General features: G+C 65.2%; 10 protein-coding genes and 2 tRNA genes. 10 read left to right on the top strand and 2 right to left on the bottom strand.

The genetic code is table 11. The features are described 5' to 3' along the window. Positions 1-5: 5 nt before the first annotated feature. Entirely contained in the window at positions 6-746 is a 741-nt protein-coding gene (locus ACXAFN_RS01145) for an SDR family NAD(P)-dependent oxidoreductase (RefSeq protein WP_474985450.1), read from the bottom strand. 178 nt (positions 747-924) lie between these two features. Here ACXAFN_RS01145 and gltX point away from each other — a divergent pair, with 178 nt between their 5' ends. From gltX to ACXAFN_RS01130, 3 genes are all read left to right on the top strand, one after another. After that, complete coding sequence (gltX, locus tag ACXAFN_RS01140; RefSeq protein WP_474985448.1) at positions 925-2,403, top strand: glutamate--tRNA ligase; 1,479 nt, start codon at positions 925-927, stop codon at positions 2,401-2,403. Positions 2,404-2,599: 196 nt separating this feature from the next. Next, positions 2,600-2,675, top strand: a tRNA-Ala gene (locus ACXAFN_RS01135). A gap of 22 nt (positions 2,676-2,697) precedes the next feature. Beyond that, positions 2,698-2,773, top strand: a tRNA-Glu gene (locus tag ACXAFN_RS01130). A gap of 607 nt (positions 2,774-3,380) precedes the next feature. Here the strand turns inward: ACXAFN_RS01130 and gltA are convergent. Continuing rightward, positions 3,381-4,667, bottom strand: a complete 1,287-nt coding sequence (gene gltA, locus ACXAFN_RS01125; RefSeq protein ID WP_474985446.1) for a citrate synthase — start codon at positions 4,665-4,667, stop codon at positions 3,381-3,383. Between the two features lie 453 nt (positions 4,668-5,120). Between gltA and sdhC the strand changes: the two genes are divergently transcribed. From sdhC to lpdA, 7 genes are all read left to right on the top strand, one after another. Continuing rightward, positions 5,121-5,498: a succinate dehydrogenase, cytochrome b556 subunit gene (gene sdhC, locus ACXAFN_RS01120; protein WP_474985445.1), complete on the top strand. Its 378-nt coding sequence runs from the start codon at positions 5,121-5,123 to the stop codon at positions 5,496-5,498. Further along, entirely contained in the window at positions 5,492-5,839 is a 348-nt protein-coding gene (gene sdhD, locus ACXAFN_RS01115; protein WP_474985443.1) for a succinate dehydrogenase, hydrophobic membrane anchor protein, read from the top strand. The genes sdhC and sdhD overlap by 7 nt, the downstream gene beginning before the upstream one ends. Before the next feature lie 3 nt (positions 5,840-5,842). Continuing rightward, positions 5,843-7,615, top strand: coding sequence for a succinate dehydrogenase flavoprotein subunit (gene sdhA / locus ACXAFN_RS01110; RefSeq protein WP_474985442.1), 1,773 nt, complete (start codon positions 5,843-5,845; stop codon positions 7,613-7,615). Positions 7,616-7,626: 11 nt separating this feature from the next. Beyond that, on the top strand, positions 7,627-8,337 hold the full coding sequence (locus ACXAFN_RS01105; RefSeq protein WP_474985440.1) for a succinate dehydrogenase iron-sulfur subunit: 711 nt from the start codon (positions 7,627-7,629) through the stop codon (positions 8,335-8,337). A 208-nt stretch (positions 8,338-8,545) separates the two neighbouring features. Further along, the gene (locus ACXAFN_RS01100; protein ID WP_474985438.1) at positions 8,546-11,380 is read left to right on the top strand and encodes a 2-oxoglutarate dehydrogenase E1 component; all 2,835 of its coding nucleotides are present in this window, start codon (positions 8,546-8,548) and stop codon (positions 11,378-11,380) included. Positions 11,381-11,422: 42 nt separating this feature from the next. Then, positions 11,423-12,973 carry a 2-oxoglutarate dehydrogenase complex dihydrolipoyllysine-residue succinyltransferase gene (odhB, locus tag ACXAFN_RS01095; RefSeq protein ID WP_474985437.1) on the top strand — a complete coding sequence of 517 codons (1,551 nt, stop codon included), beginning with the start codon at positions 11,423-11,425 and terminating at the stop codon, positions 12,971-12,973. 48 nt (positions 12,974-13,021) lie between these two features. Further along, a complete protein-coding gene (gene lpdA / locus ACXAFN_RS01090) occupies positions 13,022-14,461 on the top strand; it encodes a dihydrolipoyl dehydrogenase (RefSeq protein ID WP_474985436.1) in 1,440 nt (479 codons plus the stop codon). Positions 14,462-14,464: the final 3 nt, after the last annotated feature.

Raw genomic sequence — 14,464 nt, 5'->3', positions numbered from 1 at the left:
ATTTGTCACCAGGGGATGCCGACGTCGTCCCAGTCCCGGAACTCGCCGCTGTCCGCCGGCGTGCGACGCTCCAGCACGGCCAGCAGCCGCTGTGCCACGAAGGCGGGCGAGAACAGCTTGCCCTCGGGCACCCGGGCCTGGAAGGGCGCGGAGAGGGCGGTGTCGGTGGTCCCGGGGTGCAGGCTGATCACCGCGGCGTTGGGATTGAGTCGGCGCAGCTCCACGGCGGCGGTCTTCATCAGCATGTTATGGGCGGCCTTGCTGGCGCGGTAGGCGTACCAGCCGCCTAGGCGGTTGTCGCCGATGGAGCCGACCCGGGCCGACAGGCTGCCGATCAGCACGGGGTGCCGGCCCTTGAGCGCGGGTTGCAGTGTCTTGAGCAGCAGTGCCGGGGTGGTGGCGTTGACGTGAAACGAGCGGGCCAGGGCGGCGGCGTCGAGGTCGTCGAGCTTCTTCTCCGGGGCGATGCCGGCCGCCTCGTCGTGCAGCAGGCCCAGGGTATTGAGCACCAGGTGCAGCGGCCGGTCGGGCAGGGCGGTGCCCAGCGCCTCGAGGCCGGCGGGTTCGGTGAGGTCCAGCGTCAGCGCGGCCAGCCGCGCGTCATCTCGTCGCACCTCGCGTCGGCTGACGGCATACAGGCGCCCCAGTCGCGGCTCGGCCAGCAAGGCATCGACCAGGGCCGCACCGATGCCGCCGGAGGCGCCGGTGATCAGGGCGTTGAAGTCGTCGGGCAATCGGGAAAACATCGCGGACCTCGGCATTCCAGGGATGGGGCATGGACCCTTCAGGGCGTCAATGATTCCCTACCACGGCTGCCGGCCCGGCGCGAGGTGCGTATAATGCGCCCATCCGCCCTGGCCCGGCGCGCGCCGTGCGGCAGGCACCCAGGGCCCACCATTTCCCCCCGACTGGACCAAGGACGACATGACCGTACGTACTCGTATCGCGCCGTCTCCCACCGGCGATCCCCATGTGGGCACCGCCTATATCGCCCTGTTCAACCTGTGCTTCGCCCGTCAGCACGGCGGCGAGTTCATCCTGCGCATCGAAGACACCGACCGGGTGCGTTCGACCGCCGAGTCGGAGCAGATGATTCTCGATTCCCTGCGCTGGCTGGGGCTGGAGTGGGACGAGGGGCCCGACGTGGGCGGTCCGCATGGTCCCTATCGGCAGAGCGAGCGCGGCGATATCTATGCGGAGCATGCCCGCAAGCTGATCGCCTCCGGTCATGCCTTCAAGTGCTATCGCACCAGCGAGGAGCTCGACGAGCTGCGCGAGGCCCGCAAGGCCGAGGGCCTGCACATGGCGCTGAAGCCCGCCGACCTGGCGCTGCCCGAGGACGAGGCCGCGCGCCGCGAGCGCGAGGGCTGGCCCCATGTGGTGCGCATGCAGGTGCCCAGCGAGGGCACCTGCGTGGTCGAGGACATGTTGCGTGGCACCATCGAGGTCGACTGGGCCCAGGTGGATGCCCAGATCCTGCTCAAGTCGGACGGCATGCCGACCTACCACCTGGCCAACGTGGTCGACGATCACCTGATGGGCATCACCCACGTGCTGCGCGGCGAGGAGTGGATCAACTCGGCACCCAAGCACCAGTTGCTCTACGAGTATTTCGGTTGGCCGATGCCGACACTGTGCCACATGCCGCTGCTGCGCAATCCGGACAAGTCGAAGCTCTCCAAGCGCAAGAACCCGACCTCGATCAACTACTACCGGCGAATGGGTTTCCTGCCGCAGGCGGTGACCAACTATCTGGGTCGCATGGGCTGGTCGATGCCCGACGAGCGCGAGAAGTTCGGTCTCGACGAGATGATGAGCCACTTCGACATCCAGCGGGTCTCGCTGGGCGGGCCGGTGTTCGACCTGGAGAAGCTGAGCTGGCTCAACGGTCTCTACATTCGCGAGGACCTGGACGACGCCGCCTTGCTGGAGGCCTTGAGAGAGTGGGCCTTCAACGAGGACTACGTGCGCCAGATCCTGCCTCAGGTGCGGCCGCGGGTGGAGACGCTGTCCGACGTGATGCCGCTGGCCGGGCATTTCTTCGCCGGCGTGCCGTCGCTCGAGGCGGGCGACTTCGACAGGGTCAAGCTGGAACGCGAGGACCTGGTCAAGCTGCTGCAATTCCTGACCTGGCGCCTCGAGACCGTGCCGGCCTGGCACAAGGATGCCCTGCTCGCCGAGGTCAAGGCGCTCTCGGCCCATTTCGAGCTGAAAATGAAGGACTTCCTGGCGCCGGTGTTCATCGCCATCACCGGTTCGGCCTCCAGCACCTCGGTGATGGACGCCATGGCGATCCTCGGCTCCGACATGACCCGGGCTCGCCTGCGCCATGCCATCGCGGTGCTGGGCGGCGTGTCCAAGAAGCAAGCCAAGCGCTTCGAGAAGGAATACCGGGAGCTGTAAGCCATAAGCTGTAAGCTTGAAGAAAACCCCGCCAGGCTATGACTGGAGCGGGGTTGCCGGGGCCTGGTGTCGACAGCGAGGTAGGCTCTGCCTGTCTTCCAGCTTCAGGCTTACAGCTGAAAGTTCTCGTGCGGAGCACGAAGGGTTGACGAAGGCGAGGGGAATCAGTACTATACGCCTCGTCTTCACGAGATGCGGGGCCTTAGCTCAGCTGGGAGAGCGCAACACTGGCAGTGTTGAGGTCAGCGGTTCGATCCCGCTAGGCTCCACCACCTCTCTCGTGGAAGATGTTGCGTCCCATTCGTCTAGTGGTCTAGGACACCGCCCTTTCACGGCGGTAACAGGGGTTCGAACCCCCTATGGGACGCCACCTCTCCTTGTATCCGGGCGCCGAAGGCGTCTTTTTTTATGTCCGTTGGGCGCGCCGTCGGGGCGTCGAGTATGACGGAATCTGGTACTTTCCCATTAAATTAAGGTCGTTGCGGCCTTGACTTGTCCACTTCGCCTGTTCCTGCCTTGCTGTCTGTGCACAAGGGCGGGGCGGAGCCCCGTGGTTATGGGCTTCTTGAATTAGTTCTTTTAAATCAATGAGTTGCGTTAGGTTAAAAATTAACCAATCTGAGCGCGACCCGCTGTCCATGGCGATTCGAGGCGTTTCTCTAGGGGTTTTGAACAGGGTTATCCACAGAATGTGTGGAAAACGCTGCGGAATGGCGTCAGTCGCATGACAGGGCGCCGGGCGACGCGGTCGAGGGGCGCTGTTGTCCGTCCGTGAGTCTGGGGCCTGTCGGCTCGGAAGGGCAGGGCATGGCCACTGGTCGGCTCCTGGTGCCCTGGCCAGGGGTGGGTCCTGGCGTCCCCGTCATGGCCCTCGCCCTCGGGTGACCTGGGGGTGTCCTGTGGCTTGCCCGGCTCTTGCCCCGGCCCGGACGACGAAGGCCGCCCGATGGGCGGCCTTCGTCAGTGCGGGGCATCGGTCACTCGGCGGGGTAGTCGCGCTGAGAGTGGCCCACGTACAGCTGGCGCGGACGGCTGATCTTGTAGCTGTCGCTGATCATCTCGTGCCAGTGGGAGATCCAGCCGATGGTACGGGACACCGCGAAGATCACGGTGAACATGTTGGTCGGGATGCCCATGGCCTTGAGGATGATGCCGGAATAGAAGTCGACGTTCGGGTACAGCTTGCGCTCGATGAAGTACTCGTCTTCCAGGGCGATCTGCTCGAGGCGCTTGGCGATCTTGAGCTGCGGATCGTCGGCCATGCCCAGCTGGGCCAGGACCTCGTCGCAGGTCTCCTTCATGACCTTGGCGCGCGGATCGAAGTTGCGATAGACCCGGTGGCCGAAGCCCATCAGCTTGAACGGATCGTTCTTGTCCTTGGCCTTGTCGATGAAGCGCTGGATGTTCTCCTCGGAGTCGTCGCCGATCTCGTCGAGCATGTTCAGCACCGCCTCGTTGGCGCCGCCGTGGGCCGGTCCCCACAGGGCGGCGATGCCGGCACTGATGCAGGCGAAGGGGTTGGCGCCGGTGGAGCCCGCCAGGCGCACCGTGGAGGTGGAGGCGTTCTGCTCGTGATCGGCATGGAGCATGAAGATGCGGTCCATGGCCTTGGCGAACACCGGGTTGATCTCGTAGTCCTCGCACGGGTTGCTGAACATCATGTAGAGGAAGTTCTCTGCATAGTTCAGATCGTTGCGCGGATAGTTGAAGGGCATGCCGACATTGTACTTGTAGGACATGGCGGCGATGGTGGGCATCTTGGCGATCAGACGGATGGCGCTGATCTCGCGATCTTCCTGCTTGGTGATGTCCAGGTGATCGTGGTAGAAGGCCGCCAGGCCGCCGACCACGCCGCACAGGATCGACATCGGGTGGGCGTCGCGGCGGAAGCCCTTGAAGAAGTTGGCCAGTTGCTCGTGGACCATGGTGTGGCCGCGCACGCGCCCTTCGAAGTCCTTGTACTGGGACTTGTCGGGCAGCTCACCGAACATCAGCAGGTAACACAGTTCGACGAAGTTGGAATGCTTGGCGAGCTGCTCGATGGGATAGCCGCGATGCAGCAGCACGCCCTTGCCGCCATCGATGTAGGTGATGGCGGACTGGCAGGAGGAGGTGGCCATGAAGCCGGGGTCGTAGGTGAAGAGGCCTTCGGCGCCCAGGCTGCGGACATCCACTACATCCGGCCCCGCGGTCCCCGAGTAGATCGGCAGCTCGATCGGCTTGTCCAGACCTTCTACCGTCAACGTTGCTTTCCTGTCAGCCATAACTGGCCTCCTCTCGAGTTCATGGTGGCGCGATAATGCGTGATTTCGCAGAACTTGCCGGCGAAAAGGTTCGCCCACTATAGAAGCGTCCTCACGATTGTCAATTCATCGATCGCCTCTCTTGTCATGTACTGCTGGAGGCTTTTGTACAATTATTGTATACAATATGGTGCTTTGCACCATTTGCGTGCAGGATTCGTCGTGGGGCTTTAAGAGGTGGGCTAACTCCCGGTATAGCGGGGTTTTTCGCCCTCCCTGAGGCTTGCCACCATGGTCGGGTCGGGGCGCGGTTCATTTGTCATGATGTGGGCATAACCCTATAATCCTGTCGCGCGACTGGCAGGAAACGGTGATCGTGACATGGCGTCATGATCGTGTCCCTTCCCGAAACCACCGCCCGTGACGGGCCTCGCCCGAGCGCCCACTGCGGGCCAAGAGAGTGTGTAGAGAGCCGTGAATAGCAAACGACCCGTAAATCTGGATCTGTCCACGATACAGTTCCCCCTCCCCGCCTTGACGTCGATCGCCCACCGCATCACCGGCGTCATTCTCTTCATCGGCCTGATCTTCGGCTTCTGGGCGCTGGATGCCTCGTTGTCGTCGCCCGAGGGCTTCGCCGCCGTGCGTGACGCCCTGGCCCACAACTTCTTCGCCAAGCTGATCGCCTGGGGCCTGCTGTCCGCGCTGGCCTTTCACTTCGTGGCCGGCATCAAGCACCTGCTGATGGACATCGATATCGGCGTGACCCTCGAGGGCGGTGTCAAGAAGGCGCAGATCACCGTGGTGGCAAGCGTGGTCCTGATCATTCTGGCTGGAGTCTGGGTATGGTAACCAATATCACCAACTTTGGGCGCAGCGGGCTGTCCGACTGGCTCGTGCAGCGCGTCTCGGCCATCATCCTGGCCCTCTACTCTCTCTTCATCGTCGGTTACCTGCTGTTCAACCCGGGCCTCGACTACGCGGCCTGGAGCGGGCTCTTCGCCCAGACCTGGATGCGGATCTTCTCGCTGCTGGCCTTCGTGTCCCTGGCCGCCCACGCCTGGGTGGGGCTGTGGACCGTGACCACCGACTATCTCAAGCCGACCGGCATTCGCATCGCCGTCCAGACCGTCATCATCCTGGCCATCTTCGTGTTTCTGGTCTGGGGTATCCAAGTCCTGTGGGGAGCCTGATCCATGTCCAACATGCGTAGCCTGACCTTCGACGCCATCATCATCGGCGGTGGCGGTTCCGGCCTGCGGGCCGCCCTCGAACTGGCCAAGTCCGGCAAGAAGACCGCCGTGCTGTCCAAGGTCTTCCCGACCCGCTCGCACACCGTCTCGGCCCAGGGCGGCATCACCTGCGCCATTGCCTCCTCCGATCCCGAGGACGACTGGCGCTGGCACATGTACGACACCGTCAAGGGCGGCGACTACATCGCCGACCAGGACGCCGCCGAGTACATGTGCTCCGAGGGCCCCAAGGCCGTCTTCGAACTCGAGCACATGGGCCTGCCGTTCTCCCGCTTCGACAACGGCCGCATCTATCAGCGCCCGTTCGGCGGCCAGTCCAAGAACTTCGGTGAGGGTGGCCAGGCGGCGCGTACCTGTGCCGCGGCCGACCGCACCGGCCACGCCCTGCTGCACACCCTTTACCAGAACAACCTGAAGAACAATACCACCTTCCTCAACGAGTGGTACGCCGTCGACCTGGTCAAGAACGCCAACGGTGACGTGGTGGGCTGCATTGCCATGGACATCGAGTCCGGCGAAGTGGTTCACGTCAAGTCCAAGGCCACCGTGCTGGCCACCGGCGGCTCCGGTCGCATCTATGCCTCCACCACCAATGCCCTGATCAACACCGGCGACGGCATCGGCATGGCGCTGCGCGCCGGCTTCCCGATGCAGGACATGGAGATGTGGCAGTTCCACCCGACCGGCATCTACGGCGCCGGCACCCTGGTGACCGAGGGCTGCCGTGGCGAGGGTGGCTACCTGATCAACAAGGACGGCGAGCGCTTCATGGAGCGCTACGCGCCCAACGCCAAGGACCTGGCGGGCCGCGACGTGGTCGCACGCTCCATGGTCATGGAGATCCTCGAGGGTCGTGGCTGCGGCGAGAACGGCGACCACGTCTACCTCAAGCTCGACCATCTCGGCGAGGAAGTCCTCGGCAAGCGCCTGCCGGGCATCGTCGAGCTGTCCAAGACCTTCGCCCACGTGGACCCGGCCAAGGAGCCGATTCCGGTGGTGCCGACCTGCCACTACATGATGGGCGGCGTCCCGACCAACGTGCACGGCCAGGCGATCATGCAGGACGGCGACGGCAACGACCAGATCGTCAACGGCCTCTTCGCCGTGGGCGAGGCGGCCTGCGTGTCGGTCCACGGCGCCAACCGCCTGGGCGGCAACTCGCTGCTCGACCTGGTGGTGTTCGGCCGCGCCGCCGGCATGTTCATCGAGAGCGCGCTCAACGAGGGCGTCGAGTACCTGGCGGCCAGCGAATCCGACGTCGCCGCGGCCATGCAGCGCATCAACCGCTGGAACGAGTCCGAGAGCGGCGAGACCGTGCCCGAGCTCAAGCGCGAGCTGCAGGACATCATGCAGAACGCCTTCGGCGTCTTCCGCCAGGAGGACAACATGCAGAAGGGCGTCCAGCAGCTGGCCGAGCTGCGTGAGCGCATCGACAACGCCTACCTGCCGGACAAGTCCAGCACCTTCAACACCGCCCGGGTCGAGGCGCTGGAGCTCGACAACCTGATGGAGGTCGCCGAGGCCACCGCCATCGCCGCCCTGGAGCGCAAGGAGAGCCGTGGTGCCCACTCACGCTACGACTACCCGGATCGCGACGACGTCAATTGGCTGAAGCACTCCATGTACTTCCCGGCCGAGAAGCGCCTGGGCCAGCGTGATGTGAACTTCGCGCCCAAGACCGTCGACATGTTCGAACCGAAAGTCCGTACCTACTGAGGGGAGTCACGATGTCCAATCTTCAGGTATCCCTGTACCGCTACAACCCGGAAACGGACTCCGCTCCCTATATGGAGGAGTTCCAGGTCGACACCCAGGGTCGCGACCTGATGGTGCTCGACGTGCTGCACCTGGTGAAGGAGCAGGACAACGGGTTGGCCTACCGTCGCAGCTGCCGCGAGGGCGTGTGCGGCTCCGACGGCATGAACATGAACGGCAAGAACGGCCTGGCTTGCATCACGCCGCTTTCCGAGGTGGTCAAGAAGGGCAAGCTGACCCTGCGTCCGCTGCCCGGCCTGCCGGTCATTCGTGACCTGGTGGTCGACATGGGGCTGTTCTATCAGCAGTACGAGCGCATCCAGCCGTACCTGCAGAACGACAACCCCGCGCCGGCCATCGAGCGCCTGCAGTCGCCGGAGGACCGCGACAAGCTCGACGGTCTCTACGAGTGCATCCTGTGCGCCTGCTGCTCGACCTCCTGCCCGTCGTTCTGGTGGAACCCGGACAAGTTCGTCGGCCCGGCCGGCCTGCTGCAGGCCTACCGCTTCCTGGCCGATTCCCGGGACGAGGCGACGCGCGAGCGGCTGACCGACCTGGAAGACCCGTTCAGCGTGTTTCGCTGCCGCGGCATCATGAACTGCGTGGCGGTGTGCCCGAAGGGGCTCAACCCCACTCGCGCGATCGGCAAGATCCGCGAGATGCTGCTGGCGAATGCCACTTAAATCGTGGGCCCCGGCTTGTTATCATACGCCGCGAGCTGCGACGTGCTGTCGCAGCCTGGCCCCCGGTGAGACGTCGAAGCCGGTGCCTCGTGCACCGGCTTTTGACCATCGAAAACAAGGTGTCCGCCCGCCGGCTGGCTACCTAAGTTGTCGCCACGGGTGAGCCGTGACGGCCGATACCACCCCATCAGTGCAGGGTGACCGAGAGATGCAACAAGGCATAATGGAGTTGATGTGGCGCTCCTCCCATGTCAGTGGCAGCAATGTCCACTATGTGGAAGCGCTCTATGAGCAGTACCTCGATGATCCCACCGCCGTTCCCGACGAATGGCGCCAGTATTTCGACCAACTGCCGAGCCCCGATGGCAGCGCCACCCACGACGTTCCACTTGCTCCTACCCGCGAACAGTTCTATCAGCTAGGCCGCCAGCGCCGTACCGCCCAGGCCGCCGCTGCCTCGGAGAGCGACGAGAATCGCAAGCAGGTCAAGGTACTGCAGCTGATCAACGCCTACCGCTTCCGCGGGCACCAGAAGGCCGATATCGACCCCCTCGATCTGCGCAGCCCGACCCCGGTGCCCGACCTCGACCTCTCCTTCCATCAGCTCTCCAAGGCCGACCTGGACACCGAGTTCCAGACCGGCTCCTTCTTCCTCGGCGTCGACAAGGCCCCGCTGAAGGAGATCGTCGAGGCGCTGGAGCAGACCTACTGCCGTAGCATCGGCTGCGAGATCATGCACATCGTCGACACCGAGGAGAAGCGCTGGCTGCAGCAGCGCTTCGAGTCGGTGCGCTCGGCCCCCCGGTTCAGCGAGGAGGTGCGCAAGCATGTCTTCGAGCGGCTGACCGCCGCCGAGGGCCTGGAGAGCTACCTGGCGTCCAAGTACCCGGGCACCAAGCGCTTCGGCCTGGAGGGCGGCGAGTCGTTCATTCCCATGATGGACGAGCTGATCCAGCGCGCCGGCGGCTACGGCACCAAGGAAGTCGTGATCGGCATGGCCCACCGCGGCCGCCTCAACGTGCTGGTCAACATCCTGGGCAAGAACCCCTCCGAGCTGATCGACGAGTTCGACGGCAAGAAGGTGGTCGAGCGCGGCTCCGGTGACGTCAAGTACCACCAGGGCTTCAGCTCCAACGTCATGACGCCGGGCGGCGAAGTGCACCTGGCGCTGTCGTTCAACCCTTCCCACCTGGAGATCGTCGCGCCGGTGGTCGAGGGCTCGGTGCGTGCCCGCCAGGATCGTCGCGACGACGACGACGGCGGCAAGGTGCTGCCGATCAACGTCCACGGCGACGCGGCCTTCGCCGGCCAGGGCGTGGTCATGGAGACCTTCCAGATGTCCCAGACCCGCGCCTACCGCACCGGCGGTACGGTGCACATCGTGATCAACAACCAGGTGGGCTTCACCACCTCGCACCCGGAAGACTCGCGCTCCACCGAGTACTGCACCGACATCGCCAAGATGGTCCAGGCGCCGATCTTCCACGTCAACGGCGACGATCCGGATGCCGTGCTGCACGCCACCCAGGTGGCGCTGGACTACCGGCAGCAGTTCAAGAAGGACGTGGTCATCGACCTGGTGTGCTACCGCCGCCGCGGCCACAACGAGGCCGACGAGCCGTCCGGCACCCAGCCGATGATGTACAGCAAGATCAAGCAGCACGCCTCGTCCCGCACTCGCTACGCCCAGCGCCTGGTCCAGGAGGGGCTGATCAGCGAGGACGACGCCAAGGCGACCATGGAGAAGTACCGCGACGACCTGGTCGCCGGCAACCATGTGGCCAACGCCCTGGTGCAGAAGCCCAACACTGCGCTGTTCGTCAACTGGAAGCCCTATCTCGGCCACGAGTGGAGCGGTCATACCGACACCAGCTTCGACCTCAAGCGCCTGCAGCACCTGGCGGCGAAGATGTGCGAGATTCCCGACGGGGTCGAGGTGCAGCGCCAGGTCGCCAAGATCTATGACGACCGCCGCAAGATGCAGGCCGGCGGCATGGCCACCAACTGGGGCTTCGCCGAGACCCTGGCCTACGCCACCCTGATCGACCAGGGCCACCCGGTGCGCCTGACCGGCCAGGACAGTGGCCGAGGCACCTTCTCCCACCGCCACGCGGTGGTGCACAACCAGAAGGACGGCACCACCTACGTGCCGCTGCAGCACCTGAGCGACGGTCAGCCGCGCTTCACCATCCACGACTCCTACCTCTCCGAGGAAGCCGTGCTGGCCTTCGAGTACGGCTATGCCACCACGGCACCCAACGATCTGGTGGTCTGGGAGGCGCAGTTCGGCGACTTCTTCAACGGCGCCCAGGTGGTGGTCGACCAGTTCATCTCCTCCGGCGAGACCAAGTGGGAACGACTCTGCGGCCTGACCATGCTGCTGCCCCACGGCTACGAGGGGCAGGGGCCCGAGCACTCCTCGGCGCGCCTGGAGCGCTTCCTGCAGCTGTGCGCCGAGCACAACATGCAGGTCTGCGTGCCGACCACCCCGGCGCAGATCTTCCACCTGCTGCGTCGCCAGGTCATCCGCAAGCTGAGAAAGCCGCTGGTGGTGATGTCGCCGAAGAGCCTTCTGCGTCACAAGGAGGCCACCTCCAGCCTCGACGAACTGGCCAACGGCAAGTTCCAGATGGTGCTGCCCGACCAGGGCGAGCGCGCCGCGGAGAAGGTCGAGCGCATCATCCTGTGTGCCGGCAAGGTCTACTACGACCTGGCCAACTGGCGCGAGGAGAATGCCCGGGACGACGTGGCGATCCTGCGTCTCGAGCAGCTCTATCCGTTCCCCGAAGAGGAGCTCTTCGAGGCCATCCAGGCCTACACCAACGCCGGCGAGGTGGTGTGGTGCCAGGAAGAGCCGCTCAACCAGGGGGCCTGGTATCCCAGCCAGCATCACATGCGCAGCGTGGCCGAGCGCCTCCGGACGGGCCTGGGCGGCAAGCTCAAGTTCGCCGGTCGCCCGGCGTCGGCGGCGCCCGCGGCGGGCTACATGTCCGTGCACACCGAACAGCAGCGCAAGCTGGTGGAAGACGCCTTCAACCTCTAAGGCAGCCCACCGGGACGAGAGAGAACACACAAGGGAAACGACATGGCTACCGAGATCAAGGCACCCACCTTTCCGGAATCCGTTGCCGAGGGCAGCGTGGCCGCCTGGCACAAGCAGCCGGGCGATAGCGTCGAGCGTGACGAGCTGATCGTCGAGATCGAGACCGACAAGGTGGTGCTCGAGGTCGTGGCACCCGAGGCCGGTACCCTGGCCGAGGTGCTGGCGGACGAAGGCGATACCGTCGAGTCCGAGCAGGTCCTGGGGCGCCTCGGCGAAGGCGCCGCCGCCAGCGGTGGCGACAAGGCCGAGGCCGCCAGCGAAGAGAAGAGCGACGCCGAGTCGAAGGCCGCCCCGGCCGGCGGCGGCCAGCAGCACGAGGTGAAGGCCCCGACCTTCCCCGAATCCGTCCAGGAAGGCACCGTGGCCAGCTGGGCCAAGCAGGTCGGCGAAGCGGTCAAGCGCGACGAGGTGCTGGCCGAGATCGAGACCGACAAGGTGGTGCTCGAGGTCGTGGCTCCGGCCGACGGCGCGCTCAGCGAGATCAAGGCCGAGGAGGGCAGCCAGGTGACCTCCGAGCAACTGCTCGCGGTGTTCACCGAAGGGGCCGGCGGCAGCGCCAGCCCGACCGGCGCCGGCGAGGGCAAGGCCGCGGCATCCGCCGATGACGGCGCCAGCGACGAGAAGGTCGGTGACAAGATCCTGGCCCCGGCCGCGCGCAAGCTGGTCGCCGAGCACGACCTCGACGTCGCCAAGCTCGAGGGCACCGGCAAGGGCGGTCGCGTCCTCAAGGAAGACGTGCAGAAGGCCATCAAGGACGGCAGCGCCAAGAAGGCCGCCAAGCCGGCCGGCGGTGCCAAGGCCGCCGCGGCGCCGGCCCCGGCCGTCGAGGGCGAGCGCCCCGAGAAGCGCGTGCCGATGACCCGTCTGCGCAAGACCATCGCCAAGCGTCTGGTCGAGGCCCAGCAGACCGCCGCCATGCTGACCACCTACAATGAGGTGGACATGGGCGCGGTGATGGACCTGCGTGCGCAGTACAAGGACACCTTCCTCAAGGCCCACGACACCAAGCTCGGCTTCATGGGCTTCTTCGTCAAGGCGGCCTCCGAGGCGCTCAAGCGCTTCCCGGACGTCAACGCCTCCATCGACGGCGACGACATTGTCTACCACGGCTACCAGGACATCGGTGTGGCCGTGTCCACCGACCGCGGTCTGGTGGTGCCGGTGCTGCGTGATACCGACAGCATGAAGATCGCCGACGTCGAGAAGGGCATCGTCGACTTCGGCAAGCGGGCCCGCGACGGCAAGCTCGGCATCGACGAGATGCAGGGCGGCACCTTCACCATCACCAACGGCGGGATCTTCGGCTCGCTGATGTCCACGCCGATCCTCAACCCGCCGCAGACCGCCATCCTGGGCATGCACAAGATCCAGGAGCGTCCCATGGCGGTGAACGGCCAGGTCGAGATCCGTCCGATGATGTACCTGGCGCTGTCATACGATCACCGCATGATCGACGGCAAGGATGCGGTGCAGTTCCTGGTGACCATCAAGGCGCTGCTCGAAGATCCGGCCCGCCTGCTGCTGGACGTCTGATCCGCACGGGCAACAGAGACATAGCGAAACACAACGCAAGGAGCCAACATGGCCGACAAGTTTGATGTCATCGTGATCGGCGCGGGCCCCGGCGGCTACGTCGCCGCCATCCGTGCCGCCCAGCTGGGCCTGAAGACCGCCTGCGTCGAGAAGTGGATCGGCAAGCAGGGCAAGGTCGTCCACGGTGGGACCTGCCTGAACGTGGGCTGCATCCCGTCCAAGGCACTGCTTGAGGCCTCCCACAAGTTCGTCGAGGCCAAGGACGAGTTCGGTGACCTGGGCATCCAGACCGGCGACGTCCAGATGGACATCACGAAGATGATGGCCCGCAAGGATCAGATCGTGAAGAACCTGACCGGCGGCATCTCCGGCCTGTTCAAGGCCAACGGGGTGACCCCGATCGACGGTACCGGCAAGGTGACCGGCAGCAAGCAGGTCGAGGTCACCGACCCGGACGGCAAGGCCGCCACCTATGAGGCCGATCACATCGTCATCGCCGCCGGTTCGGTGCCGGTGGAGATCCCGCCGACCCCGCTGACCGAGGGCCTGATCGTCGATTCCACCGGCGCCCTCGAGTTCGAAGAGGCGCCCAAGCGCCTGGGCGTGATCGGTGCCGGCGTCATCGGCCTGGAGCTCGGCAGCGTGTGGAACCGCCTGGGCTCCGAGGTCACCGTGCTGGAGGCCATGGACGACTTCCTGCCGATGGTCGACAAGGACGTGGCCAAGGAGACCCAGAAGTCGCTCAAGAAGCAGGGGCTCGACATCAAGCTGGGCGCCCGCGTCACCGGCTCCGAGGTCAAGGGGCAGGAAGTCGTGGTCAAGTACAGCGACGCCAAGGGCGAGCAGGAGATCACCTTCGACAAGCTGATCGTCTGCGTCGGCCGCAAGCCCTATACCAAGGGTGTGGTCGGTGACGGCGTCGGTGTCGACCTGGACGAGCGCGGTTTCATCCAGGTCGACGACCAGTGCCGCACCAACGTGCCGGGCGTCTACGCCATCGGCGACTGCGTGCGTGGCCTGATGCTGGCCCACAAGGCCTCCGAGGAAGGCATCATGGTGGCCGACATCATCGCCGGCCATAAGGCCGAGATGAACTATGACGCCATCCCCAGCGTGATCTATACCTTCCCCGAGGTGGCCTGGGTCGGCCTGACCGAGCAGGACGCCAAGGCCAAGGGCATCGAGGTGAAGACCGGGGCCTTCCCGTACGCCGCCAGCGGCCGGGCCATGGCCAACAACGCCACCGAGGGCATGGCCAAGATCGTCGCCGATGCCGAAACGGACCGCGTGCTGGGCATGCATATCGTCGGTCAGCATGCCGGCGAGCTGATCGCCCAGGGCGTCATCGCCATGGAGTTCGGCTCCAGCGCCGAGGACCTGGCCCTGACCTGCTATGCGCACCCGAGTCTCTCCGAGACCGTCCACGAAGCGGCCCTGGCCGTGGAAGGCCACGCCATTCACATGGCCAACCGCAAGAAGCGCAAGTAAGAC

The organism is Halomonas sp. ABH4_019, assembly GCF_056159885.1.
Note: the sequence above shows the minus strand (reverse complement) of the source record. Positions and strands in the feature narration are given on the sequence as shown.

Excerpts from the sequence above, each read along its gene's own strand:
- ACXAFN_RS01145 (WP_474985450.1), bottom strand. The coding sequence starts at position 746 with ATGTTTTCCCGATTGCCCGACGACTTCAACGCCCTGATCACCGGCGCC.
- gltX (WP_474985448.1), top strand. The coding sequence starts at position 925 with ATGACCGTACGTACTCGTATCGCGCCGTCTCCCACCGGCGATCCCCAT.
- gltA (WP_474985446.1), bottom strand. The coding sequence starts at position 4,667 with ATGGCTGACAGGAAAGCAACGTTGACGGTAGAAGGTCTGGACAAGCCG.
- sdhD (WP_474985443.1), top strand. The coding sequence starts at position 5,492 with ATGGTAACCAATATCACCAACTTTGGGCGCAGCGGGCTGTCCGACTGG.
- sdhA (WP_474985442.1), top strand. The coding sequence starts at position 5,843 with ATGTCCAACATGCGTAGCCTGACCTTCGACGCCATCATCATCGGCGGT.
- ACXAFN_RS01105 (WP_474985440.1), top strand. The coding sequence starts at position 7,627 with ATGTCCAATCTTCAGGTATCCCTGTACCGCTACAACCCGGAAACGGAC.
- ACXAFN_RS01100 (WP_474985438.1), top strand. The coding sequence starts at position 8,546 with ATGCAACAAGGCATAATGGAGTTGATGTGGCGCTCCTCCCATGTCAGT.
- odhB (WP_474985437.1), top strand. The coding sequence starts at position 11,423 with ATGGCTACCGAGATCAAGGCACCCACCTTTCCGGAATCCGTTGCCGAG.
- lpdA (WP_474985436.1), top strand. The coding sequence starts at position 13,022 with ATGGCCGACAAGTTTGATGTCATCGTGATCGGCGCGGGCCCCGGCGGC.